This window comes from Sphingobium naphthae (assembly GCF_043589935.1).
Lineage (GTDB): Bacteria > Pseudomonadota > Alphaproteobacteria > Sphingomonadales > Sphingomonadaceae > Sphingobium > Sphingobium naphthae_A.
In genome coordinates this window covers 45,550-69,436 of sequence record NZ_CP171457.1, presented here as the reverse complement: position 1 = coordinate 69,436, position 23,887 = coordinate 45,550, and the positions used below count along the sequence as shown (strand labels likewise).

At 63.1% G+C, this 23,887-nt stretch carries 22 protein-coding genes and 2 pseudogenes; 12 read left to right on the top strand and 12 right to left on the bottom strand.

Going from position 1 to position 23,887, the window contains the following annotated elements; all coding sequences use genetic code 11:
- The first annotated feature begins 31 nt into the window (after positions 1-31).
- The 4 genes from ACGGKE_RS18340 to ACGGKE_RS18325 are packed head-to-tail and all read left to right on the top strand — an operon-like array spanning position 32 to position 1,643.
- Positions 32-835 carry a S1/P1 nuclease gene (locus tag ACGGKE_RS18340; RefSeq protein ID WP_394443297.1) on the top strand — a complete coding sequence of 268 codons (804 nt, stop codon included), beginning with the start codon at positions 32-34 and terminating at the stop codon, positions 833-835.
- A gap of 3 nt (positions 836-838) precedes the next feature.
- Positions 839-1,039, top strand: coding sequence for a DUF5818 domain-containing protein (locus ACGGKE_RS18335; RefSeq protein ID WP_394443295.1), 201 nt, complete (start codon positions 839-841; stop codon positions 1,037-1,039).
- A gap of 41 nt (positions 1,040-1,080) precedes the next feature.
- Complete coding sequence (locus ACGGKE_RS18330) at positions 1,081-1,452, top strand: DUF2513 domain-containing protein (RefSeq protein WP_394443293.1); 372 nt, start codon at positions 1,081-1,083, stop codon at positions 1,450-1,452.
- Complete coding sequence (locus ACGGKE_RS18325) at positions 1,449-1,643, top strand: DUF6961 family protein (protein ID WP_394443291.1); 195 nt, start codon at positions 1,449-1,451, stop codon at positions 1,641-1,643. Before ACGGKE_RS18330 ends, ACGGKE_RS18325 begins: the two co-directional genes overlap by 4 nt.
- 28 nt (positions 1,644-1,671) lie before the next feature.
- Here the strand turns inward: ACGGKE_RS18325 and ACGGKE_RS18320 are convergent, their stop codons facing one another.
- Positions 1,672-1,905, bottom strand: coding sequence for a hypothetical protein (locus ACGGKE_RS18320; RefSeq protein WP_394443289.1), 234 nt, complete (start codon positions 1,903-1,905; stop codon positions 1,672-1,674).
- Positions 1,906-2,139: 234 nt separating this feature from the next.
- Here ACGGKE_RS18320 and ACGGKE_RS18315 point away from each other — a divergent pair.
- The 4 genes and pseudogenes from ACGGKE_RS18315 to istB all read left to right on the top strand — a co-directional run.
- Positions 2,140-2,394 (top strand): annotated as a pseudogene (locus ACGGKE_RS18315) (IS21 family transposase); the annotation flags it as partial.
- A 64-nt stretch (positions 2,395-2,458) separates the two neighbouring features.
- Positions 2,459-3,624 (top strand): IS3 family transposase gene (locus ACGGKE_RS18310; RefSeq protein WP_394443184.1). Its coding sequence is split into 2 segments (ribosomal slippage): positions 2,459-2,720 and positions 2,720-3,624, totalling 1,167 coding nucleotides; the frame shifts between segments, so codons are not numbered across the junction.
- Positions 3,625-3,644: 20 nt separating this feature from the next.
- Positions 3,645-4,907, top strand: a pseudogene (gene istA, locus ACGGKE_RS18305) (IS21 family transposase); the annotation flags it as partial.
- Positions 4,894-5,622 carry an IS21-like element helper ATPase IstB gene (istB, locus tag ACGGKE_RS18300; RefSeq protein ID WP_031304487.1) on the top strand — a complete coding sequence of 243 codons (729 nt, stop codon included), beginning with the start codon at positions 4,894-4,896 and terminating at the stop codon, positions 5,620-5,622. The pseudogene istA and the gene istB, both read left to right, overlap by 14 nt.
- Positions 5,623-5,732: 110 nt before the next feature.
- Here istB and ACGGKE_RS18295 read toward each other — a convergent pair whose 3' ends face one another.
- The 3 genes from ACGGKE_RS18295 to ACGGKE_RS18285 all read right to left on the bottom strand — a co-directional run bounded on the left by ACGGKE_RS18295 (position 5,733) and on the right by ACGGKE_RS18285 (position 9,752).
- Entirely contained in the window at positions 5,733-6,395 is a 663-nt protein-coding gene (locus tag ACGGKE_RS18295; RefSeq protein WP_394443287.1) for a hypothetical protein, read from the bottom strand.
- Between the two features lie 575 nt (positions 6,396-6,970).
- Positions 6,971-8,779 (bottom strand): hypothetical protein, encoded by a 1,809-nt coding sequence (locus ACGGKE_RS18290; protein WP_394443285.1) that lies wholly within the window; start codon positions 8,777-8,779, stop codon positions 6,971-6,973.
- A gap of 191 nt (positions 8,780-8,970) precedes the next feature.
- A protein-coding gene (locus ACGGKE_RS18285) for an IS5 family transposase (protein ID WP_394443283.1) occupies positions 8,971-9,752 on the bottom strand; the annotation gives its coding sequence in 2 pieces (ribosomal slippage) (positions 8,971-9,428 and positions 9,428-9,752; 783 coding nt in all).
- A gap of 21 nt (positions 9,753-9,773) precedes the next feature.
- Here ACGGKE_RS18285 and ACGGKE_RS18280 point away from each other — a divergent pair.
- Positions 9,774-10,073, top strand: coding sequence for a hypothetical protein (locus tag ACGGKE_RS18280; protein ID WP_394443281.1), 300 nt, complete (start codon positions 9,774-9,776; stop codon positions 10,071-10,073).
- A gap of 24 nt (positions 10,074-10,097) precedes the next feature.
- Here ACGGKE_RS18280 and ACGGKE_RS18275 read toward each other — a convergent pair whose 3' ends face one another.
- Positions 10,098-10,922 carry a universal stress protein gene (locus ACGGKE_RS18275; RefSeq protein WP_394443279.1) on the bottom strand — a complete coding sequence of 275 codons (825 nt, stop codon included), beginning with the start codon at positions 10,920-10,922 and terminating at the stop codon, positions 10,098-10,100.
- 213 nt (positions 10,923-11,135) lie between these two features.
- Between ACGGKE_RS18275 and ACGGKE_RS18270 the strand changes: the two genes are divergently transcribed.
- Both ACGGKE_RS18270 and ACGGKE_RS18265 read left to right on the top strand, forming a co-directional pair.
- Positions 11,136-11,711, top strand: a complete 576-nt coding sequence (locus ACGGKE_RS18270; RefSeq protein WP_394443277.1) for an NAD(P)H-dependent oxidoreductase — start codon at positions 11,136-11,138, stop codon at positions 11,709-11,711.
- Positions 11,712-11,794: 83 nt separating this feature from the next.
- Positions 11,795-11,929 carry a poly-beta-hydroxybutyrate polymerase N-terminal domain-containing protein gene (locus tag ACGGKE_RS18265; protein WP_394443275.1) on the top strand — a complete coding sequence of 45 codons (135 nt, stop codon included), beginning with the start codon at positions 11,795-11,797 and terminating at the stop codon, positions 11,927-11,929.
- 504 nt (positions 11,930-12,433) lie between these two features.
- Here the strand turns inward: ACGGKE_RS18265 and ACGGKE_RS18260 are convergent.
- The 7 genes from ACGGKE_RS18260 to ACGGKE_RS18230 all read right to left on the bottom strand — a co-directional run bounded on the left by ACGGKE_RS18260 (position 12,434) and on the right by ACGGKE_RS18230 (position 21,431).
- Positions 12,434-13,420, bottom strand: coding sequence for a zinc-dependent alcohol dehydrogenase family protein (locus tag ACGGKE_RS18260; RefSeq protein WP_394443399.1), 987 nt, complete (start codon positions 13,418-13,420; stop codon positions 12,434-12,436).
- Between the two features lie 40 nt (positions 13,421-13,460).
- Complete coding sequence (locus ACGGKE_RS18255; RefSeq protein ID WP_394443273.1) at positions 13,461-13,976, bottom strand: GNAT family N-acetyltransferase; 516 nt, start codon at positions 13,974-13,976, stop codon at positions 13,461-13,463.
- A gap of 460 nt (positions 13,977-14,436) precedes the next feature.
- Positions 14,437-15,561, bottom strand: a complete 1,125-nt coding sequence (locus ACGGKE_RS18250; RefSeq protein WP_394443271.1) for an ABC transporter permease — start codon at positions 15,559-15,561, stop codon at positions 14,437-14,439.
- A complete protein-coding gene (rbbA, locus tag ACGGKE_RS18245; RefSeq protein ID WP_394443395.1) occupies positions 15,562-18,351 on the bottom strand; it encodes a ribosome-associated ATPase/putative transporter RbbA in 2,790 nt (929 codons plus the stop codon).
- Positions 18,348-19,421, bottom strand: coding sequence for an HlyD family secretion protein (locus tag ACGGKE_RS18240; protein WP_394443393.1), 1,074 nt, complete (start codon positions 19,419-19,421; stop codon positions 18,348-18,350). The genes rbbA and ACGGKE_RS18240 overlap by 4 nt, the downstream gene beginning before the upstream one ends.
- Positions 19,418-20,815, bottom strand: coding sequence for an efflux transporter outer membrane subunit (locus ACGGKE_RS18235; protein WP_394443391.1), 1,398 nt, complete (start codon positions 20,813-20,815; stop codon positions 19,418-19,420). The genes ACGGKE_RS18240 and ACGGKE_RS18235 overlap by 4 nt, the downstream gene beginning before the upstream one ends.
- A gap of 175 nt (positions 20,816-20,990) precedes the next feature.
- Entirely contained in the window at positions 20,991-21,431 is a 441-nt protein-coding gene (locus tag ACGGKE_RS18230) for a hypothetical protein (RefSeq protein ID WP_394443389.1), read from the bottom strand.
- A gap of 723 nt (positions 21,432-22,154) precedes the next feature.
- Here ACGGKE_RS18230 and ACGGKE_RS18225 point away from each other — a divergent pair.
- Positions 22,155-23,885, top strand: coding sequence for a PHA/PHB synthase family protein (locus tag ACGGKE_RS18225; protein WP_394443387.1), 1,731 nt, complete (start codon positions 22,155-22,157; stop codon positions 23,883-23,885).
- Positions 23,886-23,887: the final 2 nt, after the last annotated feature.

Sequence of the window (23,887 nt, the reverse complement as noted above, 5' to 3'; positions counted from 1 at the left end):
CCCCGGCGGAAAAGACAGCCACAAGCGGCCTATGCGTCACCTTCTGCTCCTTCCGCTTTCCCTATCCCTGCTCTTCACCGCACCCGCCTATGCCTGGGGGCCGATAGGCCACCGGATCACGGGCGCGATTGCCGATCAGAATCTGAGCGGCGCAGCGAGAGCGCATGTTCGCATCCTCCTGGGGGCGGAGGATCTTGCGCAAGACGCCACCTGGCCCGACGACATGCGCTCCGATCCCGCCGAGTTCTGGCAGAAGACCGCAAGCCCCTGGCATTATGTCACCGTCCGGGAGGGAGCCGATTATAAGGCCTCCGACGCCCCGCCCGAAGGCGACGCGATGACTGCATTGACGAAGTTCACCACCACCCTGCGCGATCCCGAGGCTTCGGTAGACGATAAGCGGCTAGCGCTGCGTTTCATCGTGCATATCATCGGCGACCTCCATCAGCCGCTGCATGCTGGCGGCGGCGATGATCGGGGCGGGAACGACTTCAAGGTGACGTGGTTCGGCAAATCCACCAATCTGCATTCGGTCTGGGATTCAGGGCTGATCGAGCAGCGCTCCCTCTCCTATTCCGAATATGCAGACTGGCTTTCCCGTTCGATCGAACCGGGCCAGGTCATCGCCTGGAGCGATCCCAACCCGGCGGTCTGGGTACGGGAGAGTACAGCGCTTCGAAAGACCATTTATCCTGCAGATCCCGTTCTATCCTGGGACTATGCCTACAAGCATCGCGTAGCAGTTGATGATCGGCTGAAACGCGCGGGCATCCGGATCGCGGCCTATCTGAACTGGCTGTTCGATCCCCACATCACCCAAGCCGGACGAAAATAGAAAATGCCCAGAGGCACACGCCACGAACTTACCGGGGTGCTGTTGGGCGGTGGCTTCTATCCAGTCATCCGCGTGCAGGATGGCGGCGAATGGCGGCTGGAAATGAGCCAACGCTATCGGCATCTTATGGGGCAGCGAGTGCGCGTCGTGGGGAAACGCGAGAATTTCGATCTGCTGGCGGTAGAGAAAATCGGTCCGGCGTAAAAGGCCTGTCCTATTCGAACACCTTTTGTTCTCCCCCCTGTATGAAGCGTGATCCCGATCTGATTCGCGACCTCATGCTGGCCCTTGAGGCAGCAGAGGGCGCTGAACTTCTTAAACTGCCGAAGCTTGATCCCTATGAGCGGCATCAGGTGGACCATCACTTCCGCCTTCTGCTCGAAGGAGGTTTCGCCGCCGCAGGGTACAGCGCACCGGGCGGTGGTCGCTGGGTCGCGGTACGGTTGACCTGGGCAGGTCACGATTATCTCGACAAGATCCGCGATCCGCAATCGTGGCGCTACACCAAGCTTGCCCTGACCCGAGCCGGCATCTGGTCATTGGAGACGATGGGTATTATCGCCAGGACCGCTGTCCTGGCAAAGCTTGAGGCCATGGGAATGGGAGCGTCGGCATGAACCTTACGGACCAGCAGGTCCGGCTTGGCGCGGCGATGATGCTCCTCAGGCGCTACGGTGATCGCGCACCGCTCGTGCTCGCAAACCGAATCGGAGAGCTGGCTCTGGAAGGGGATGAGGTTGGCATAGCCCTTTGGCAGAACATTGCCCGCCATATGGACGATATTCTGCGTGCCGGGCGCATTCAGTGACGGGTCAGCCAGTCATCTGCCTGCGGAACTATCGTTCGGTGGCAATGATCGGATGGCTGATCCGGAGATCATCGATCAGGCGCTCAATGGCTTCAGTCTCCGTTCTGGTGCCGACGGGATTCACTGCCCAATTGCAATGCGGATGCGTAGCAAGGCTGTACAGCTGCACCGGCCCAATGCGCTTTCGCCACTGATGCTTGGTCCCGCCCTTATCACGGACGAGGCTTGCAACGAGCACGTCGATCAGCTGGTCGGCCGTCATGATGGCTTCGCTTGGTCCATCATGGCCATGAAGTTGCGCGCAGCCTCACGGTCGGCTGCATTCTTAAAGGCGGTTTCAAGGTCCGGCGCCGATCCCAGAAGGAACAGGAGCGACCAGAGTGAGGATCAGCGTGCAATAGGCACCCCCTTCGTGGGGTGATCGGCGTGCAAAAAGGACCCCTTCATCCCGGGGATTTAGTCGGCCGACTGGTTTTGATCAGTTGGCGAGAACGGGATGTTGATCGTGGAGACAGTGGTTCGGATTCGGCGTGAGCATGCAGCGGGTAAGGCGATCAAGGCGATCGCTCGTGACCTTCGTTTGTCGCGGAAGGTCGTCCGCAAAGCGATCCGGTCGCCGGAGGCGGCGTTCAACTATCAGCGCAAAGTCCAGCCGCTGCCGCGGATCGGTCCTTATCAGGATCGTCTCGATGCGCTGCTTGAGGAGAACGAAGGTCGCGGCCGCCGCGATCGGCTACGGATGACGCGTATTGACGTGACCCCCGTTTCTTCATCCATCTGGAACTAGAGACCGGCCCCTCGAAGGGACGGACGGAATGAAGCGGAAGCAGTTTTCGGAAGAGCAGATCATCGGCATCCTGAAGGAGGCCGAGGCGGGGGCGGTGGTGACGGAGCTGTGCCGCAAGCACGGGATGTCGAGCGCGACCTACTATGCGTGGAAGGCGAAGTTCGGCGGCCTGGAGGTGTCTGACGCAAAGCGCCTGCGGTCGCTCGAAGAGGAGAACGCCCGGCTCAAACGGCTATTGGCGGACACGATGCTCGACAACGCGGGGTTGAAAGACCTGCTGTCAAAAAAGTGGTGACGCCCGCCGCGAAGCGGCAAGCGGTCGCGCATCTCCAGGCGACGTTAGGGATGAGCGAGCGGCGGGCGTGCATGGTTGTTGGGGCAGACCGCACGAGCATGCGGTATCGCTCGTGCCGGGCAGATGATGGCGACCTGCGGTCGCGTTTGCGTGAGCTGGCGCAGCAGCGTCGGCGGTTCGGCTATCGGCGTCTGCACATCCTGCTTCGCCGGGACGGCATCACGATCAACCGCAAGAAGACCCAGCGGCTCTATCGTGAGGAAGGGCTGACTGTCAGGCGCCGGAAGGGACGAAAGCGCGCCGTCGGCGCGCGGGCGCCCGCGCCGGTGCTGGCACTTCCCAATCAGCGCTGGAGCCTGGACTTCGTGCACGACCAGCTCGTTACCGGCCGACGGTTCCGCGTGCTCAACATCGTCGACGACGTCACGCGCGAATGCCTCCGGGCGGTAGTGGACACGTCAATCTCGGGCCGGCGGGTCGTGCGCGAACTGGCCGATCTGATCGCCGAGCGCGGCAAGCCGAAGATGATCGTCAGCGACAACGGGACTGAACTGACGTCGAACGCGGTGCTCGTCTGGTCGGGAGATGTCGGCGTCGAGTGGCACTACATCGCGCCTGGCAAGCCGACGCAGAATGGCTTTGTCGAGAGCTTCAACGGTCGCATGCGCGACGAGCTGCTCAACGAGACGCTGTTCTTCACTATCGGTCAGGCCCGCTCGATCCTGTCGCGCTGGGTCGACGACTACAACACCGAGCGGCCGCACTCGTCGCTCGGCTACACTACTCCGGCAGCCTTCGCTGCCGGGCTCGAACAGCAACGGGCGGGGTTAACCCCGCCCGTTGCTTCACCTGCGCTCATGCGCGAAAACCTTGGTCGGTCTCTGGTTGCCGCTGGATGAAAGACCGGGGTCACGTCAGTATCCATGACCTGCTGGTGCGCGAGGGGTTCGATGGATCCTATGATGCGGTGCGCCGCTATGCGGCGCGCTGGCGTGCTGCGCGGCGGAAGGATGCTGGCGAAGGCGCACCGGCGTTCATCCCGATGACCTTCCAGCCGGGTGAGGCCTACCAGTTCGACTGGAGCCACGAGGATGTGGAGATCGCCGGCAAGCCGATGCGGGTGAAGGTGGCGCATATGCGTCTCTGCGACTCGCGCGCACCCTATGTCCGGGCCTATCCGCGCGAGGGCCAGGAGATGCTGTTCGATGCCCATGCCCGGGCGTTCGCGTTCTTCGGCGGTGTGCCGCGACGCGGTATCTACGATAATATGAAGACGGCGGTGACGGCCGTGTTCACCGGCAAGGAGCGTGTGTTCAACCGCCGCTTCCTGATCATGACCGATCATTACATGGTCGAGCCGACCGCCTGCTCGCCGGCGGCGGGATGGGAGAAGGGCCAGGTCGAGCAGCAGGTCCAGACAATCCGAGGCCGCTTCTTCCAGCCGCGGCTCCGGTTCGCCAGCCTGGCCGAGCTCAACGGGTGGCTGGAGGCCGAGTGCCGGCGCTGGGCCGAGCATCATGCCCATCCCGAACGCGGGGATATTACCGTCGCCGAGGCGCTGGATATGGAGCGACCGGCCCTGCAGCCGATCCTGGCACCGTTCGACGGCTTCCATGAGAGCGAGCATGCCGTCACCGGCACCTGCCTCATCAGCTTCGATCGCAACCGCTACTCGGTCATGTCGACGGCCGCACGCCGGACCGTTCAGGTGCGCTCCTATGCCGATCGCATCGTCATACGCTGCGGCGATGCGATCGTCGGGGAGCATGAGCGCCACTTCGGTCGGAACCGCACGATATACGATCCCTGGCATTATCTGCCGGTCCTCGCGCACAAGCCCGGCGCGCTGCGTAACGGCGCACCGTTCCAGGACTGGGATCTGCCGCCCGCCCTGCACCGATTACGGCGAAGGCTCGGCACCGGGGACGAGGCCGATCGCAGGTTCGTGCGGGTCCTCTCGGCGGTGCTCACCGATGGCCTGGAGCCGGTAGAGGCTGCCGTGCGCGAAGCGTTGGCGAACGGAACGGCCAGCGACGAGCTGATCCTCAACATCCTCTCCCGGCGCCGCGAGCCGGCGACACCCCACAGCATCGTCACTTCGGAAGACCGGATGCTGCAGCATCCTCCGCTCGCCGACTGTGCCCGCTATGATCTGCTGCGAGGCTATGATGCAGCGGCATGATATGATCGACACGATGCGCGGCCTCGGACTCAAGGGCATGGCGGCGGCGTTCGACGAGGCGGTCACCACCGGCCTCCAGCGCAAGCGCACCACCATGGAGATACTGACCGACCTGCTCCGTGCTGAGGCGACCCACCGGGATGCAGCCTCCATCCGCTATCGGATGACGGCTGCGAGGCTGCCCGTGGTGAAGGACCTGGAGCGGTTCAGCTTCGAGGGCACACCGATCAATGAGGAGATGATCCGCTCCCTTCACGATGGCTCCTTCCTCCCGCCTCGCCGCAATATCGTGCTGGTCGGCGGCACGGGGACAGGCAAGACCCACCTCGCCATCGCGATCACCGCCAATGTCGTGCGAAGGGGCGCTCGCGCCCGCTACTTCAACACCGTCGATCTGGTGACACGCCTCGAAGAGGAGACCCGGATCGGCAAAGGCGGGACCCTGGCGGCGCAGCTGTCGCGGCTCGACCTGATCGTTCTCGACGAGCTCGGTTATCTGCCGTTCGCCCGCTCGGGAGGGCAGTTGCTGTTCCACCTCATCAGCAAGCTTTATGAGCGGACCAGCGTCATCATCACCACGAACCTCGCCTTCGGCGAATGGCCGACCGTGTTCGGCGATCCCAAGATGACCACGGCGCTGCTCGACCGCGTCACCCACCACTGCGATATCGTCGAGACGGGCAACGACAGCTGGCGCTTCAAAAACCGCAGCTGACAGCCACCTTCGGCGCCTTCAAAAATCTATCTTGCGCTGCGCGCGCCTCCGGTCGGGCTACGCCCGCCCTCCGCCGCACGCAGCGCAAGGCCATCTTCAACAAACCAGCATCATATTATCTGAAAAGGGGGTCCCTCTTCGACGCCGATCGGGGGTCCCTTTTGAACGCCGTTTGACACGTCATGTTTGAGGTGGTGAATGAAATCCTCGTAAAAACGATAATCCCGCTCTCGCCCGTGCAGATTTATGATGCCGTTGCGGATGTCGGCCAGTTGCTCCGCAGCCATCACACTGCCGTAGCGGGCGTGCTTCTGGAGCTGCCAGTCGATCTCATCGAGAGGCGCCGGAGCGAAGAAAAGCTCGATCGCCGGCTCAAACTTGACAACGTGCGTGAGCGACCGGAGATTCTCGAATTTCCCATCGGTAATTACTTTTTCCAGATCCGCGAAGCGCATCGCGTCATTGCCTGCCTCCGCCACGACCGCCGCCTCGATAGTGTCCATGACGGACTGCATTAGGAAGATGGAAAAGCGGCTGACGAGCAACCCGCTCTCAATCCCAAAACCTGCCGCCTTGAGCCAGTCCATCACGGCAAGATAGATGCCCTGAAGATCGACGATGACGAGCAGCTTGTGCCTGACAAGCGTTACGTCGGCAGAATGGGCAATTTTGTTCGCCATTTCGGTCATCTTCCGAGCGTGCGCGAGATAACGCTCCATGGAAAATTGTCCTGCTTCGTCAAAGGATTCCGCAGGAAGTGTTTCACGCAACATGGACGGGGCTCCAGACGAAGAAAGATATGCATCGCATACAGGAGCCATGGCAAATAAGGAATGAAGGGTCGAGCTGCACCATCCCTCCTGCTTGTGCCCGCGCATTAGGTTCCAGTTTCGCGACCCAAAACGACCGGCGCGCGAGATAAGAGGAATCGGTATGCCGTCATGAACTATGCGGTTGCCGGTACCGTCCAGTGAACGTCCCTACGATGCTCGTTTGTTGAGACGATGAACGGACCTGCCGCAGGAACGCTCAGGCCAGAACCGCCCCGATCGAGCAATGCCCAGGCTTTGCCCTCATGTCATCGCTCAGCGCCAGCGGCCAAAACGCGCCAGCCATCTTGGAGGTGCACAACCAGCCTTTGAATGCTCGCACGTCTGCTCCGGCCACTACCTGACGTTAACCCCAGCCCTAACGAACGACGATAGGTGGTCGACTGCTACCGGTGGTGCCGCGCCCTCGACTTCGTTCAAATCGATCGCCGCGTTCTGGGACTTTGCTGCCGTTCATGGCCGTTTAGTTATAGGGTAGCTTTCGATTCAGAACCTGACCGTCCCCCGTCAAGAGCTGGTCAGGCCGGCGCGGCCTCCTCTAGCGGCTGGACCGCTGCGACTCTACCGTCCTCGATCATCAACCTCATCCTGAAAGGACGCTGCAACGCTGACCGCGCTTCCTCGCTCTCTTTTATTCCGGCCATAATCCGGCCGCTTTCCTCGGCCAGTTTTGTGAGCAACTCGTCGCCGGTTTGCATGATACCCAGCTTGCGACTGTTCATCGCGCTCGCCGACCACAGCGACGAGGCTTTCCTTAGCTTCTCGCGAAGGGCTGCATCCATCCGGCGAAGTCGGTCACCCGACTCCGTCAGCTCGTTAAGCGAGGCCACGATGTCATCGCGGCGGCACTTCTTCGTGATCTCGCCGTCCGGAAACTCACACAGTAGCTGCCAACCGAGCGCGCGAGCCCTGACGCACAGTATCTGCTGTTCCGACAGATCGTTGAGCTGGCGTTGGTGTCTCTCAATCGCGTCCACGAATTCGGACGAGCTGAACCAGCTCATGTCCTTCAGGTCCTGCAATTCTCGGCTCGTCTTGGCAAAGTCGTGCGCCAGATGGTCCTGAACCTCCAAGAGCTTCGCTTCGCAGTCTTCAATCCGGGAGGCTACGCCGCCCGAGTGCTCGCCGGCTAGCACGGCGGGGGCGATCTGCTCGAAGTAGCGAATGGAGCTCGTCAGGATCGCCTTCCGCCCGGCGACCTGGAAGTCGGCCACTCCGTCGACTTCCTTCTTCAGTGCCGAGAGTTTCTCGCTGATGTCAGCCAAATGCTTCTGCGCCAGAGCTACGGACGCCACGTTCATCAGCGCGGACGCGTTGGCGACCAAGGACAGCTTGTCGGCATCGAACAGGTTTGCGTGCTCCGTAATTTTCGTCCCGCTCCTCGACATCGCGCGGTACCCGCCACCCTTCGCGGCCTTCATGAGCTCTCCATTGCAGACGACTTCCATGTATCGCGTCCCCGTAGCGCCCGCGATCTCCGCAGCGGTCCCCAAAGCCGGGACCGCCTGCACGAGGGAATTGAGCCGACTGACGCCGGCGTCTTCCGCGTCGCCTATTCTGCTCCATGGTCGACCGTCTATGTCGGGAACGTCGCGGATCGTAAGCAGTCGCACGCCCGCGTCGTCGTGCAGCTCGAGCGAGGTTGTGGAGGCTTCGTCGGGCCTATCGACCGGTGCCACGCCAATCTCCCCAGTAGACGGTCGTTTCGCCTCGTCCGCGCCCGCTCGCCCTTCCTCGAGGAACTTGCGGCGAAGGAACGCGACGTGAAGGGCGCACGGCACGGTCACCTTGTAGCTTGGGTCCAGCAAGCTGATGCCGAGGACTGCCAAACCAGGGCCGGTAAATAGGGTGGTCGCGAGAGCGGCCGCCCCACTCCGTGCATACGATGCCTTCTCGGAGGTCTTTCCGAGAGCGGCCTCTCGAGCAGCACCAGCGAGCAGTTCCCGCTCCGCCGGATCGAGCGAGCGCCACCGCTGCTCCAAAAAGATGTCGAGAAGATTTGCCTCGTTCTCAACAGTCCGACCCTTCTCGTAAGGAACACTCAGCTTCCAGCAGACATCGGCCACGATCTCATCGTAGGATGGTCCTTCGCCACCACGACCGAGGTTCATCAGCGAGTTGCCACCGTAGAGCCGCAGCTCGTCGCCGATCAGGGCATGATACCTTCGATGGTTAGGGTGATGGCGTTGGTATTCGTCTTTGACCTCCAGAAAGTTCGTGAGCTTCGCGGTGATGATCTTCACCAGTGGCTCGAGCTCCTCGTTCGTCGCGAGCGATAGGACAGCGTAGAGGTCGCCGCCGCGCAGCCGACCGAGCATTTCCGTCATTCCCCACGTTCCCCCTTTTCGATGCACCATCGCAGGATGAATGTATGGGTCGTCGCCGAGCCACTGGCAACCAGACAGCTCAGGTCCCGACTGAATGGCGGGTTCTTGCCAAGCCAGTCGTTCGCGCGTCATTCTATAGATGACTTGGATTGGTCGACAGCTGCCACTCTCAACCACTGCGGGGTCGCTCCCTAGGCGGCGTGGACAAATTTGAGCCAATATCTGGCGGTGGCGAGATGGACCATTCCGAGGAAGCTGTTGGCAAGCTGATCGTAGCGGGTGGCGATAGCGCGGTTGACCTTGAGGTGGCCGAACATGCGCTCGATGCGATTGCGCTGCCTGTAGAGCGCGCGGTCATGCTCGATCTTCACGCGGCGATTTGACCGGCCGGGAATGACAGCCTCGATTTTCCGTTTGGCAAGGTCAGCACGGATTGCGTCGGCGTCGTACCCCTTGTCGGCAAGCAACGCGCCAGGAGCGTGCTCAGGCAGGTCTATCAGGGCGTCATAGGCTTTACAGTCCGCTGCTTCACCGACAGTCAGGTGGAAGGCGAGCGGTCGTCCAAGGGCATCAGCCAGGCAGTGAAGCTTACTGGTGAACCCGCCCCGCGAGCGGCCAAGAGCGCGTCGATGAGTCCCCCTTTTCCGCCCGCTGCCGAAACGTGGGCGCGAACGGTGGTGCTGTCGATGCTGTAGTGGCCGCTGTCTGCCATGACCTCAGCGAGTGTCACTGCCATGGTCTCCCAGACCCCGGCCTCGCTCCAGCGTCGGAACCGGCGATAGATTGTGTTCCAACTCCCATACTTGGGCGGCACGTCGCGCCATGGAGCGCCACACCGAAGCCGCCAGAGGATGCCGTTGATGATTGAGCGGTTCTGCTCGGGCGGGCGGCCTCGGCCACGGTTCTCAGGCTCGATGGGTAGCAAGTCCTTCAGAATACGCCATTCAGCTTCGGTGAGATCGCCCCGGCTCAAGCCTGCCTCCAAAAAGCAGCCTTGAATCAAGCACTGCGCTCCACGTCAATCATCTCCACACAAGTGGTTGGCGAAACCCGCAGATATTGCGATCACGCTCGCGTGGAGGGCTTTATGGCTTTGGTTGAAGTGTTCGAGGGCGAGGATCTGGAAAAGCTGCTGTTCGTGGCCGAGTTCGACTTCCTGCCGCGTGTTGGCGAACACCTTGCCCGAGATATAGACGACTACTTCCACTATTATCACATCGTCAAAATCTGGCACCGACAGGACGCAGCGGACGGTGCCTTTCGGGCATGCCTGCTTGTCACGCTGGACGATTGATAACCCCGAATTTGTCCACGCCGCCTAGTGAGCGAACAGCAAGGGTAGCGGCGCGCCATCGAGAAGATCGCGCGTCACGCCGCCGAGGATCATCTCGCGCAGACGTGAATGGCCATAGGCGCCAAGGGCGAGCAGCCGAGCTCCATGCTGGCGCGCGCCGCGCACCAATGCGTCGCCCTGGCACAGATCGTCATCGACGGTGAGCGGGCGTACCGTGGTTTCAAATCCATGGCGGGCGAGATGGTGCGCGATATCGGCGCCCGGCTCCGAGCCATGCCCCTTCGCCGACGCCCGGCCATCCAGGACGAGTATATCCGCCTTTGCTCCGGCAGCCGCGAAAAGCATTGTCTCGCGCAGCGCCTGCGTCGCTTCGCGGGTCGCGTTCCAGCCGATTGCGAAATGATCGACCGCGTGCGGTACGTGACCGTGCGGCAAGATCAGGACAGGCCGGCCAGAGGCAAAAAGGATGTTCTCGATGCTGTGCCGACGGGCCGGCGGATATTCATAGGCCTCGCTCGGGCCGAACAGCACCATATCGGCATAGCGGGCCTGGACGCTCACGCTCGCGAAGATCGTCTCAGGCAGCTCGGAAATCGTGCGCACCTCGACATTGGCGTCATGCGTCAGCTCGGCAAGCCGCTTCTGCTTGGCTTCGACCGCCTGCGTATAGTCGTGCAGCACGATATAGGGCGGTCCGAAGGTACCGACATAGTCGGGCGACGGGATAACCGAGAGCACGAGGAACGTTAGCCGCGCGCCATGAAATTCGGCGAAACGCAGGACATCCTGCACAAATTGCTCGTCCTTGTCGGCGGTGTCGACGACAGCGAGAAGATCCTTGAGTGCCATTCTTGCCTCCATCTGCAATCATGCTCACGGTTTGAATCGATGAACCCAATCAGGCGCTGTTTCACTCAGTAATGTTACGGTGCGGAAGCGGTCAGCGCTCGAGGAAGACATGCCGACTGCGGCGATCTGCGAATTCGCGGCTTGATCGGACCCGGGGGCGGGTTGGTAAAGCTACGGATAGAAAGTCCGGTAGCGGCGGGCGACAGGTCCGCCATGCCCCATATCCTCGTCATTGACGGTCACCCCGATGCGTCCCGCGAGCGCTTCGTCCATGCCCTGGCGCAGACATATGCCGATGCCGCCGCCGAGGCCGGCCATCAGGTGGAGCGGATCACCGTTGCCCAACTCGACTTTCCCATCCTGCGCTCGCAGGCCGATTGGAAGGACGGGCCGCTGCCGGTCGATATCGACCATGCGCAGCAAGCCATTCTGCGCGCGGATCATCTCGTCGTTCTTTATCCGCTGTGGCTCGGCGACATGCCGGCGCTCCTCAAAGCATTTCTGGAGCAAATCGCGCGGCCGCGCTTCGCCTTCCGCTATCGAGAGCATGGATTCCCGGAGAAGCTGCTGCGCGGGCGTTCGGCGCGCGTGATCGTCACCATGGGAATGCCCGGCCTCTTCTACAGGCTGGTCTATCGCGCCCACAGCCTCAAGAGCCTCGAGCGCAACATCCTGGCATTTACCGGCATCGGTCCCGTCCGCCATTCGCTCATCGGCGCCGTCGAGGATCCCCAGCGGCGAGCGCGCTGGCTCGCGCGCGTGGCGGCGCTGGGGCGGCAGGGGGCATGAGGTTGACATGGTCGCGCAGTGGGGAACGCCGATCAGCGCTTGTGGCCACGGGCAGATGACGCCGCCTCTCCAGGGGTGGCCGCGTGCGCAAATCAGCTTACGAGGATGATATAGGGGTAACGGATCCGCTCGATGACCTCGCCGAGACGATGGACCGGGCCGCCGTCGCCGCCGTGGCGCAGCTGACCGGCGGCTTGTCCCCGGTCATCCTCGTCTAGGCGTTCACCGACTGGGCCGCACATCTTGGCCTTTCCCAGGGGAAGAGGATGCATCTCGCCGCGAAGGCTGTTCGCAAGCAGGCCCCCTTCGCTCGACTATGGCCTGCGCCGTATGCTCGATGAGGGCTGCGACCGCTCGATCGAGCCCCTGCCCCAGGATCAGCGCATGCCGCTTATCGTGGTCGGGACTGAGCGCGACCATGTCGCGCCATAGCGATCGGTCTACAAGATCTATATGCTCTCCGGCGCGAACGTGGTCATCGTGCTGACGCAGGGCGGGCACAATGCCGGATTCTCACCGCACCCGGACATCCGCACCGTTCCTACCGCATCCAACGAACGGGCGCAGGACCGCCAGGCGCTCGATCCTGACGACTGGCTCGCGCGCGAAGACGCGGTAAACCCGCCGCCAATGGGCGCCCCGCCTATGCTTTTGAACAATAGCACTCGCGTGCCGGCGGGGTGGAGCGACGCCCCGGCCGCGAGCGGCCCGCGCGAGACGCGTCAGAGCGAGGGGATCAGGACCGCCGCGCCGACAAGCTGCCCCGAGCGCAGCTGGGCAAGCGCGTTATTTGCATCGGCCAGCGGGAAGCATGTCGTGACCGATCTGATTCTCGCTTGCTGTCCGATCTCGAAAAAGCTCTCGCCGTCCTCGCGGGTGAGATTGGCGATCGACCGGATCGAGCGCTCCTCCCACAGGTCGCGATAGGGGAATTGCGGGATGTCACTCATGTGAATGCCCGCGCAGATGACCCGCCCGCCCTTGCGCACGGCGCGCAGCGCTTGCGGCACGAGCGCACCGACCGGTGCGAACAGGATCGCCGCATCGAGCTTTACCGGAGGCAACGCGTCCGATGGTCCCGACCAGCGGCATCCGAGCGATTGCGCGAACGCCTGCGCCTGCGCATCGCCCGGCCGGGTGAAAGCATAGACTTCTCGTCCCTGCCAGACCGCGATCTGGGCGATGATGTGTGCGGCCGCGCCGAAGCCGTAGAGCCCGAGCCGGCCTCCATCACCGGCCGCCCGCAGCGCACGCCATCCGATCAGGCCGGCGCACAGCAGGGGCGCTGCCTCCTCGTCGGCGAACGCAACAGGGATGGGAAAACAGAACCGGGCATCGGCCACGCAATGCGTCGCATAGCCGCCGTCCCGGGTGCACCCCGTGAAGGTCGGCGAATCGCACAGATTTTCATGGCCCTCGCGGCAATATTCGCAAGTTCCGCAGCTACGCCCGAGCCAGGGGACGCCCACGCGGTCGCCGGCCGTGAGGGTCGAGACATGGGCTCCCGCCCGCTCTACCGTCCCGACGATTTCGTGTCCGGGGATGATCGGCAGCCGCGCAGAAACCTCGCCATCGACAATGTGCAGGTCGGTCCGGCAGACGCCGCACGCGGCGACCTTGATCAGGATCTCTCCGTCACCGGGATCTGGGATCGCGCGGCTGACCGGCTGCAGCCGCTGGCCTACGCCCCCCAACTGCATGGCGGTCATTCCGTTCATGCCCCGGCTCGCTCCTTCGCCGGCACGCCTGTCAGGCGAGCTGCTTGGAAACGATCACGAGCGTCGAATCGCCGGGATAGGGTTTGACGTCAAAACCGGAGTCCCGTTCGACCTCGATTGCGCTCTTGTTCTGGCGGCTTTCGACCGACTCGAGCGATTTCACGCCTCTTGCCTTGGCATAAGCGGCCGCGTGGTTGAGCATCGTCCAGCCGATCCCCTTGTGCTTATGGTCCGCGCGCACGACGATAGCCACTTCGCTCCGCTCTCCGGCGGGATCGGTGGCGATCAAGGCGGTCGCGACGAGGGTGTCCCCGTCCACAAATGCCAGAAAATCCTCGGTCTGCTTGTGGTCGACATCGACCATGGCCGCGATCTGGTCGCTGGACACTTCGTTGATCCCGGAGAGGAAGCGATAGCGCAGGTCATCGGTGGCGACGTTCGCGAAAAACGCCCGCAACCTCTCGCCATCGTCCTTGCGCACTGGGCGCACCGCGAGGGTGAGACCCGAGTGGGTCGTCAGGGATTCCGTCTGGTCGCTCTGCGTCATGGCAAACCTCATCTGATGGTCTTCGTACACGGTAGTCTTAAGGTCCTGACCATGTTTCGCCATCATGAAAGCGAGGACGAGGGCAAAAGCATGGGCGGAATACTGTGCTATTTCCGTTGTGCAGGATAAACCACACAACAGCGGCTCAACAACGAGCCGCCCTGGTTGTCCAGCCGCTTCCAATGATTGCGAGCCTGGCTCTTCCTTCTTCGAGCGCTCAAATCAGCCGTCGCGGCGCGCGACTTCCTTGTCATCCAGGAAGCTTCGCCATGATGATGGTGGCGATCGCCACGATGAGACCGGCTGTCAATCCATACAGGAAGATGATATCGATCGACCGACGAATTCTGTCCAGGGCGCGCATGGAATTTCTCCCTTCCATTGATGATGAGAGTTTCCCTCAGCCGCGCTTACGGGCATATCGGTAGTGTTACTGAGGTCGCCTTCACTATGTGCCCTTTCATGTCATGCTTCCGATCGTTCGGCGGAAGCGGCCGAGCGCGATCAGGAAAAACACCGCGCCGATCGCGGTGATCGCAAGGAACTGCGGCCACACCACGTCGAGCCCGGCGCCGCGATAGAGGATCGATTGCGCCATCTTGACGAAATGGGTGGTGGGCGCGGCGAGCATCGCCGTCTGCACGATCTCCGGCATGCTCTCGCGCGGGGTCATGCCGCCGGACAGGAGCTGAAGCGGCAGCAACACAAGCATCAACAAGAGTCCGAACTGCGGCATGGACCGCGCGATCGTGCCCATGAAGATGCCGATCGACGTGGTGGCAAACAGATGAAGCCCCGCCCCGAGGAGGAATAGCGGAACCGATCCCTCGATCGGCACCTTCAAAATGCCCTCGATCACGAACAGCAGCGCGATGGCGCAAGCGACGAGGACAACGAGCCCCATCGCCCAGACCTTGCTCGCCATGATCTCGAACGGCGTGACCGGCATAACCAGCAGATGCTCGATGGTGCCATGTTCGCGTTCGCGGATCAGCGCGGCGCCCGTCAACACAATCGAGAGCATAGTGACGTTGTTGATGATCTCCATCACCGACCCGAACCAGCTTTGCGCCAGCGTCGGATTGAAGCGGGTCCGCAGGGCGAGGTCGGCGAGCGGCGCGGCCGCAGCCCGCGTACCCCTCATGAACTCCGACACCTCACCCTGCACAATCTGCTGGATGTATCCGCCGCCGGTGAACGCCTGGCTCATCCGCGTGGCGTCGATGTTGAGCTGAACGGTCGGCTGGCGGCCGGCGAGCACGTCGCGCTGGAAATCAGGCGGCAGGTCGAGCGCGAAGGTGTAGCGGCCCGCGTCCATCGCCGGATCGACCTCGCGGAGCGGAATCAGCGCCGGTGGCGTGAAATGCGGCGGATAAAAGGCTCCGGTGATCCGGTTTGACAAAGGTGACTGATCCTCGTCGACGATGGCGATCGGCGCCTTGTGCAGCGTCTCGGGCGTGGCGGAGGCCGCCACGTAGATGCCGAAGGAGAAGGCGTAGACGATCAGCACCAGCATCATCGGATCGCGCCACAGGCTGCGCAGTTCCTTGACCCCAAGACGCCCGATATTGGCAGTACGCCGCATCTAACTCTCCTGCTTTCTGAGCAGCGCGACACACAGCGCGAGCAGAACGGGCACGGCCGCCGCCAACGCCAGAAGCGGCTGGCTCAGATCGCCGAAACCCAGCCCCTTCGAGAAGACGCCCCGGCAGATCGTCACGAAGTGAGTGGTCGGAAAGACGCGCCCGAGGGAGGCCCCCGCGCCCTCCAGCGACGAAACCGGGTTGATCAGCCCGGAGAACTGTACGGCCGGCAGGATGGTGCCGATTGCGGTGGCGAACAATGCGGCGATCTGGCTGCGCATGAAGATGGAGAAGAGCAGCCCGATTGCCGTCGCCGACAGGGTGTAGAGCAGCGCCCCGACGGTCATCGCGAGCACGTCGCCGGTGATGGGCACGCGAAAGACGAGCAACGCCAGCAACACCAGCAGAACATAGTTCAGCATGGCGAGCGCGACATAGGGCAGCTGCTTGCCCAACAGGAACTCGGTCCGCGTGATCGGCGTGACGTAAAAGTTGATGATGGAGCCCAACTCCTTCTCGCGCACGACGCTGAGCGCCGTCAGGATGGCCGGGAAGAGCAGCAGCAGAACGGGAATGACCGCCGGCGCGATCGCTATCAGGCTCTTGACGTCGGGATTGTAGCGGTAGCGCGTTTCGATATTGATGAGGCCCGCCGACGGTCGCACGCCGAGCTCTTGCACCGCCATGTCGCTCAGCCATTGGGCGTGCAACGCCTGAACATATCCCTGCACGGTCTCCGCGCGCATCGGCATGGCGCCGTCGATCCACACGCCGATCTGGACCGGGTCGCCGCGACGCAGGTCGCGCGCGAAAGCCGGTGGAATCTCGATCGCAACGCTCAGCTCGCCTTTCCGCATGCGCCGGTCGAGCTGGGCGTAATCGGTGATCGGCGGGTGTTCGATGAAGTAGCGGGACCCGGCGAGGTTCAGCGCATAATTCTGGCTGGTCGTGGTGCTGTCGCGATCGAGCACGGCGAACGGCAGGTTCTCGACATCCATGCTGATGCCATAGCCCATGATGAACATCAGAATGACGCTGCCCAGCAGCGCCAGGGTGGCGCGGATCGGATCGCGGCGCAGCTCTAGCGCCTCGCGCCGGGAATAGCTCAGCATCCGCCGGCGACTGAAGACATGGGAGAAGCGGCTTGCCGCCTCGCTCCGCTCTGCGGATGGGGAAGGCGAGGCTGGCGCGGCCCTGGCGTTCGTCCTATCGCCTTTGCCGGTCTCGCCAGCGGCGTCCTCAAGATAGGCGATGAATGCCTCGTCCAACGTCGCGCTGCCGCGCTGCTCGACGATATTGGCCGGCGTATCACTGATCAGCACCTTGCCCGCGTGCATCAGTGAGATGCGGTCGCAGCGTTCGGCTTCGTTCATGAAATGGGTGGATATGAAGATCGTCACCCTGTCGTTGCGGGACAGGTCGATCATCATCTGCCAAAACTGGTCGCGCGCGATCGGATCGACGCCGGACGTCGGCTCGTCGAGAATCAGCATCTCCGGCCTGTGGATCATCGCCACCGCGAGGCTGAGGCGTTGGCGCTGTCCGAGCGGCAATGCGTCGGGAAACGTGTGCATGATGTCCGAAAGGCCGAAACGGGTGGCCATCTCATCGACACGGGCGGGGATTTCCGCCGAGTCGACATGGAACAGCTTGGCGTGCAGCTCCAGATTCTGCCTGACGGTGAGTTCCGAATAGAGCGAAAAGGCCTGGCTCATATAGCCGACCCGACGGCGGGTTTCGATGTCGCGGCTGTCGACCTGCTTGCCGAACAGCCAGGCCTCGCCTTCACTGGCGGCCAACAGGCCCGTGAGCATTTTCATGGTCGTGGATTTGCCGCAGCCATTCGATCCCAGGAAACCGAAGATCTCGCCGCGCTCAATGCGGAAGTCGACATGGTCGACCGCAGTGAAGTCGCCAAACCGCATCGTCAGCCCTTTGGCTTCGATCGCGATCTCTGCATCCGTTCCGCCCCTGCGGGGCGGAATGGTCACCGACCTGTGCCCTCGCCGCCGTTCCTCGGGCAGCAATGCGATGAAAGCCTGTTCCAGCCCGTCCGCGCCGGTGCGCGCGTAAAAGTCGGCTGGTGTCCCGCTCGCGAGGATCTGGCCCGCATCCATCGCCACCAGCCACTCGAACCGCGCGGCCTCCTCCATGTAGGCGGTGGCAACCAGCACGCTCATCCCCGGCCGGTCACCGCGGATGCGGTCGATCAGGTCCCAGAACTGCGCGCGCGACAGCGGATCGACGCCGGTGGTCGGCTCGTCGAGCAGCAGGAAGTCGGGATCGTGGATGAGGGCGCAGCACAGCCCGAGCTTCTGCTTCATGCCCCCGGACAGCTTGCCCGCCGGCCGGTCGCGAAAGAGCGACAGGCCGGTGCTGTCGAGCAGGTCGCCGATCCGGCGCTCGCGCTCGGCCGCGTCCTGCCCGAACAAGCGGCCGAAAAACTCCAGATTCTCGAAGACCGAGAGCGTTGGATAGAGGTTCTTGCCGAGCCCCTGCGGCATATAGGCGATACGTGGACAGACCGCCTCGCGGTAGCGCCGGTCCGCCATGTCGCCGCCCAGCACCTCCACCGTGCCCGACTGGATAACGCGCGCGCCAGCGATCAGCGAGATCAGGCTCGACTTGCCGACGCCGTCCGGACCGATCAATGCGACCATGCGCCCGGCGGGAATTTCGAGATCGACGCCGCTAAGCGCCCGGCTTTTTCCATAGTGCAGATCGACGCCGGCAAGGCGCGCCGCCGGCGCCGGCCTGGCTGGCGGGATCTCCAGCTGGACAACCTCGCTCATTGCGGCGTGTTGACGGTCAGCTTCGCCGGCCACTCGGCATCCCGGCTGATCCGGACATAGGCCATGCCGGGCAATCCGGTCTTCACCTGGCGGATATGGCGGTTGAGCAGGGCGGGATCGATGCGTGCCTTGACCCGGAACATCAGTTTCTGCCGCTCGCTCTCTGTCTCGACCGTCTTGGGCGTGAACTGCGCGACGTCGGCGACGAACGACACCTTGGCGGGGATCACGAAGTCTGGCGCGGCATCGAGCACGATCCGCACGTCGCTTCCCAGCGCCACTCGTCCCGCCACCGTCTCGGGCAGGAAGAAGGTCATGTAGACATCGCCGAGGTTGACGACGTTGAGCACCCGTCCGCCGCCGGCGACGACCTCGCCAGGCTGGGCCACGCGATACTGAACTCTTCCGCCCACCGGCGCCCGCAGATCGCTGTCGCGGATGTCGGCCTCGATCCGCTCGATTGTCGCGCGGGCCGCGTCAACGTTCGAGCGCGCGCCGGTCACCTGGCTGCGGGCAGTGCCGATGGCCGCGTCAACGGCGGCCAGCTGCGCGCGCGCCGCCTCGACCGCTGCGGTCGCGCCTTCGACCTGCGCCTGATCGTCGTCGCGCTCCTGCACGGCGGTCGCACCCTCGCGTGCAAGCGTCTCCGAACGGGCGAGCCTCTTGCGCGCGACGCTCAGCTCCGCCTCCCGCTGCCGCATCGCAGCGAGTGCGGCGGCGCGCTCGCTCTGGCGCTGCGACACCTGGCTTTGCGCGGTCTGGATCGCGTTGAGCGCCTGGGCGAGCTGGGCCTGCGCCTCGGAGCGCTGGGCGCTGAGGACATCGGTGTCCATATGCGCGACGACCTGGCCCGCCTTCACGAAATCGCCTTCATCGGCGACAATGTCGCGGATCCGCCCTGGGGTCTTGGCGGAGACGTCGATCTCGACTGCCTCGATCCGCCCGTTGCCGCCAATGATGCCGTCCGGAAGGCCGGCAGGCCTGAGCAGCAGCCACAGGACGAGGGCCACGGCAACAATTGCCATGGCAATGCCGCCCCTGATGAACCACTTCTTTTGGGGCGTCGTCATGGTACTGGGTTCCCGGGTTCAGCTGCATTGATGTCGAAAGCTGGATTCTGGACGAAACCCCCGCCCAGCGCTGCATAGAGGGCGACGGCGCTCGCCAACTCGGCGCGCCGGAGCTGGACAAGCGTCTGTTCGGTGTCGAATAGATCGCGCTGCGCGTCGAGCACCTCGAGATAGGCCGAGCGGCCATTGTCGAACCGCAGTTGAGCAAGCCGCGCGCGTTCCCGGAGCGCGGCGAGCATCGTGCGCGTCGTTTCGATCTGGAGGCCGAGTTGCCGGCGGCGGACCAGCGCGTCCGAGACGTCGCGAAACGCTGCCTGCACGGTCCTTTCGTAATCCGCGACCGCAATCACCTGACGGGCTTTTGCCAAGTCGAGACTGGCCGCGAGGCGTCCGGCATTGAACAAGGGCAAGCTGATGGTCGGCGTGAAGTTCCAGGAGAGGCTTCCATCCTTGAACAGACCATCCAGTTCGCTGCTTGCGGTCCCGAAGGCGCCGGTCAGGCTGATAGTGGGAAAGAAGGCTGCGCGCGCGGCGCCGATATTCGCATAGGCGGCCCGCAGGGAATATTCCGCCGCCACGATATCGGGCCGGTTGGCGAGAAGCTCCGACGGCAGGCCAGCGGGAAGCGTCACCTCCGCCGCGGCTTCCGCAAGGCCGAGCGGCCCGGGCGAGATGTCGACAGGGCGACCTACCAGCAGCGCCAAGGCGTTGCGATTAACCTCGCGATCCTGATCGAGCGCCTGCAGCGCCGTCTTCGCCTGCGCCAGCAGAGTCTGCGCCTGCGTCATCTCGAGCTTCGAGCCCGAACCCACCTCGTAGCGCCGCCGCAGGATCCGGAGCGACTCCTCGCGAGTCTTGATCGTGCGGACCGCCAACTCTGCGCGCTCCTCATATTCGCGCTCGAGCAGATAGCCGTCGGCGACCTGAGCGATAAGGTCGGTCGCGACCGCGCGCCGCGCTTCCTCCGTCGCCAGATATTGCGCCCGCGTCGCCTCGTTGAGATTGCGCAGTCTTCCCCAGAAGTCGATCTCCCAGCCGGCGCTCAGCTGTGCGTAGATCTGGTTGCCGGTGACGGCTTGACCCGTCACCGACAGATCAGCCGGGGTTCGTCCTCGCGTTCCGGTCGCCACGGCATCGAGCTGGGGGTAGAGCGCCGATCCCTGGATCCGCCATGCCGCCCGCGCCTCCGCGACGCGCCCGGACGCGATCCGGATATCGCGGTTGTTCTCCAGCGCCGCAGCGATCAGCGCGCGAAGCTGCGCCTCGCGGAAGAAATCATACCAGCCAACCTTGGCGATCGACGGCGAGCCCGACGCCGATGCGACATAGATTTGCGGAATGGGCTGCGGCGGGCGGACGTGCGCCGGCGCGAACGAACAGCCGACCAGCAGCATGGACGCGGCGAGGCAGGCTGCGCTTACCGCTGGGCTTACCGCTGGCCCTCGGTTACTGGCTTCTATGATCTTTGGAACGGCCATGTCGTCGTGCACTGCCCCTTGTTCGGTGTTCAAATAGGCGGCTCCCGCCCGGGGCCGGGCGGGAGCCGTTGTTCGCGCTGAGCTGCAACCCTCAGGCCGTTGCGGAAGCTTTCGCAGGTGCGGGAACCGGTGCCGCAGGCACCTGCGCCTGCTCGGGCTCGGCCACAGATGCGGGCTTGGTCACAAGCTGGAACCACGCCTGGACGGAATCGGTCAGTTCCTGCTGATCGGTCGCCTGCGAGAGCAGGTCTTTCCAGCTAACCTGCCATTCGCCGATAGCGGCCTTGAGCTTGCCCACCGACGCCTCGCGGCTCTTTTCCACCTCGTTGAGCAGGCTCGTGACCGCTTCGCTCCTGAAGGCAGGAACGGTTCCCGGCTTGAACTCCTTCAACTGGTCGACGAAGAGGGTCACCGCCTTGCTGCCGATCTGGGCGTAGTTCTCGCCGTCGGTCCGGGCGATCTCGGCGAATTTGAGGACAAGATCGCCATTGGCCCTGGCAAGGGCGGTGATCTGATCGAGGGGATAACTCATGGGTCGGGTCCTTCCTGAGATGGTGGTCAGGGAAGAGCAGTTTCCTTTACGATGCTGCGCTGCGATATGAGGAATTGTCCTTACATGCCACGCTATGGCATGGAGGCTCAGCCATTGGTGATATATCCCCCCTATTCATTGTGAGCGCCCAGCCCATGCAGAACGCCGGCTTGGGCGAGCGACACAGGAGACGGTATGCGCGATCTCGTCGGGATCGCCGAGGAAACATGTCCGATGGGAGCTGAACATGGGCATATCCGCCGCCAGACCCGCTGGACGGCGTTACAGAAACATTCGAGTGCGCCGGGTTCCCGGCCGTCACCCGGTATACCTCGGCTCTTTCACCCGCGACATTCTTCCAGTTCTTCTCCGGCCGGGCACCTTGCATTGCCCTGTTGCGAGGGAAGCACCCCAGCTCGAAAAGTCGGTATATATACCTATCGGTGTAGACTTCGTGCCGCGATATTGCCGGTGGCGACTCGCCACGTGCGGACGGACGAGAAAAAATGTGCAGATGCGCCCTCAAGCCGCAAAGTCGTCGGCTTTCAAGCTCGCACCGTGCCAGTTCATCTCGGCCGAAAATAAGTCAAACGGCGTGGGCGGCCTGATCGCAGGTGGCTGGTGGTCATCCGTTGGCCGGCCGAAGGGAAGGGCCGATCGTCATGCAACTTGCCTATTTCTATCGGAGAAGCGCACATAATGAGCGACAGGCAATATAGCGGCATGGATCCGCTGGACGGCATCGTCCAGACGCTCGACCGCGCTGCGGGAGCGACAGTCGCCCAGACGACATTCGGCCTGTCCCCGGCGACCATGCTGCTGGCGGGAACCGATTGGGCGATTCATCTGGCCCGGTCTCCGGGGAAGCAGGTTCAGCTCGGCGCAAAAATGGCGCGCAAATACATGCGCCTTTTTGACTATGCGGGCCGCAGCAGCCGGGATGCCGATGCCGAACCCGCTATCCAGCCCCTGCCCCAGGACCACCGGTTCGACGATCCCGCCTGGAAGCAGCCCCCGTATAACCTCATCGCCCAGTCTTTCCTTCTCAACCAGCAATGGTGGCATGCCGCAACTACGGGGATCGGGGGCGTCTCCCAGCATCATGAAGAGATCATGGCCTTCTCGACGCGGCAAATCCTCGACCTGTTCGCACCCACCAACTGGCTGGTCTCCAATCCGGTGCTACAGCGTCGTATCCTGGAAACCGGCGGCCAGTGCCTGGTCGACGGTTTCAATCATCTGATCGAGGACATGCAGCGCCAGTTTCGCGGTCAGCCGCCCGTCGGCGCGGAGGCCTTTGTCGTGGGCAAGACAGTGGCGACCGCGCCCGGGAAGGTGGTCTATCGCAACCGGCTAATCGAGCTCATTCAATATGAGCCGACGACGGAAAAGGTTCGCCCCGAGCCGCTTCTGATCGTCCCGGCCTGGATCATGAAATATTATATTCTCGACCTGTCTCCTGAAAACTCTCTGGTCCGTTGGCTGACCGGTCAGGGCTACACCGTCTTCATGATCTCCTGGCATAATCCTGTCAGCGAGGATCGCGATCTCAACCTCGACAGCTATCGCCGGTTAGGCCCAATGGCCGCATTCGACGCGATATCGGCGATCACCGGCACCTCAAAGGTTCACGCCGCAGGCTATTGTCTGGGCGGAACGCTGCTGTCGATCGCGGCGGCAGCGATGGCTCGAGATGGCGACGAGCGCCTGGCCAGCATCACCCTGCTCGCCGCTCAGACCGAATTCAGCGAGCCAGGGGAACTCGGGCTCTTCATCGACGAGGCGCAGCTCGACATCCTTCAGAGCATGATGTGGAGCAAAGGCTATCTGGACAGCAGCCAGATGGGCGGCGCCTTCCAGATCCTGCGCTCCAACGATTTGGTTTGGTCGCACGTGCTCGAGACCTATCTCATGGGCACGCGCGAACCGATGATCGACCTTATGGCATGGAACGCCGACGGCACCCGCATGCCTTACGCGATGCACAGCGAGTATCTGACCCGTCTCTTTCTCAACGACGAACTCGCTGAGGGCAAGTTCAAGGTCGAAGATCGCACGGTCACTCTGGCAGCGATCCGCTCACCGATGTTTGTGGTCGGAACCGAACGGGACCATGTCGCCCCGTGGGAATCGGTGCACAAGATTCACCTGCTGACCGGCGCAGAAATTACCTTCACCCTGACGAGCGGCGGTCACAATGCGGGCATCGTCTCGGAACCGGGGCGCAGGAACCGCCGCTATCATGTGCTCAAACGTGAGGCGGACGGGCCGTCCTATGATCCGAGCGATTGGCTGGAGCGGGCGAGTGCCAAGGATGGCTCCTGGTGGCTCGAATGGGGCCGCTGGCTGGATGAGCGTTCCGGCGAGCCGATAGCGCCGCCGCTGATCGGCGCACCAGAAAAAGGTTTTAACATCATCGGCGACGCGCCCGGCCATTACGTGAAGGAGAAATAGGG

Bases quoted from the DNA above. Each gene is read 5' to 3' on its own strand.
- ACGGKE_RS18340 (WP_394443297.1), top strand. From the start codon at position 32: ATGCGTCACCTTCTGCTCCTTCCGCTTTCCCTATCCCTGCTCTTCACC.
- ACGGKE_RS18335 (WP_394443295.1), top strand. From the start codon at position 839: ATGCCCAGAGGCACACGCCACGAACTTACCGGGGTGCTGTTGGGCGGT.
- ACGGKE_RS18330 (WP_394443293.1), top strand. From the start codon at position 1,081: ATGAAGCGTGATCCCGATCTGATTCGCGACCTCATGCTGGCCCTTGAG.
- ACGGKE_RS18325 (WP_394443291.1), top strand. From the start codon at position 1,449: ATGAACCTTACGGACCAGCAGGTCCGGCTTGGCGCGGCGATGATGCTC.
- ACGGKE_RS18320 (WP_394443289.1), bottom strand. From the start codon at position 1,905: ATGACGGCCGACCAGCTGATCGACGTGCTCGTTGCAAGCCTCGTCCGT.
- istB (WP_031304487.1), top strand. From the start codon at position 4,894: ATGCAGCGGCATGATATGATCGACACGATGCGCGGCCTCGGACTCAAG.
- ACGGKE_RS18295 (WP_394443287.1), bottom strand. From the start codon at position 6,395: ATGTTGCGTGAAACACTTCCTGCGGAATCCTTTGACGAAGCAGGACAA.
- ACGGKE_RS18290 (WP_394443285.1), bottom strand. From the start codon at position 8,779: ATGACGGAAATGCTCGGTCGGCTGCGCGGCGGCGACCTCTACGCTGTC.
- ACGGKE_RS18275 (WP_394443279.1), bottom strand. From the start codon at position 10,922: ATGGCACTCAAGGATCTTCTCGCTGTCGTCGACACCGCCGACAAGGAC.
- ACGGKE_RS18270 (WP_394443277.1), top strand. From the start codon at position 11,136: ATGCCCCATATCCTCGTCATTGACGGTCACCCCGATGCGTCCCGCGAG.
- ACGGKE_RS18260 (WP_394443399.1), bottom strand. From the start codon at position 13,420: ATGACCGCCATGCAGTTGGGGGGCGTAGGCCAGCGGCTGCAGCCGGTC.
- ACGGKE_RS18255 (WP_394443273.1), bottom strand. From the start codon at position 13,976: ATGACGCAGAGCGACCAGACGGAATCCCTGACGACCCACTCGGGTCTC.
- ACGGKE_RS18250 (WP_394443271.1), bottom strand. From the start codon at position 15,561: ATGCGGCGTACTGCCAATATCGGGCGTCTTGGGGTCAAGGAACTGCGC.
- rbbA (WP_394443395.1), bottom strand. From the start codon at position 18,351: ATGAGCGAGGTTGTCCAGCTGGAGATCCCGCCAGCCAGGCCGGCGCCG.
- ACGGKE_RS18240 (WP_394443393.1), bottom strand. From the start codon at position 19,421: ATGACGACGCCCCAAAAGAAGTGGTTCATCAGGGGCGGCATTGCCATG.
- ACGGKE_RS18235 (WP_394443391.1), bottom strand. From the start codon at position 20,815: ATGCTGCTGGTCGGCTGTTCGTTCGCGCCGGCGCACGTCCGCCCGCCG.
- ACGGKE_RS18230 (WP_394443389.1), bottom strand. From the start codon at position 21,431: ATGAGTTATCCCCTCGATCAGATCACCGCCCTTGCCAGGGCCAATGGC.
- ACGGKE_RS18225 (WP_394443387.1), top strand. From the start codon at position 22,155: ATGGATCCGCTGGACGGCATCGTCCAGACGCTCGACCGCGCTGCGGGA.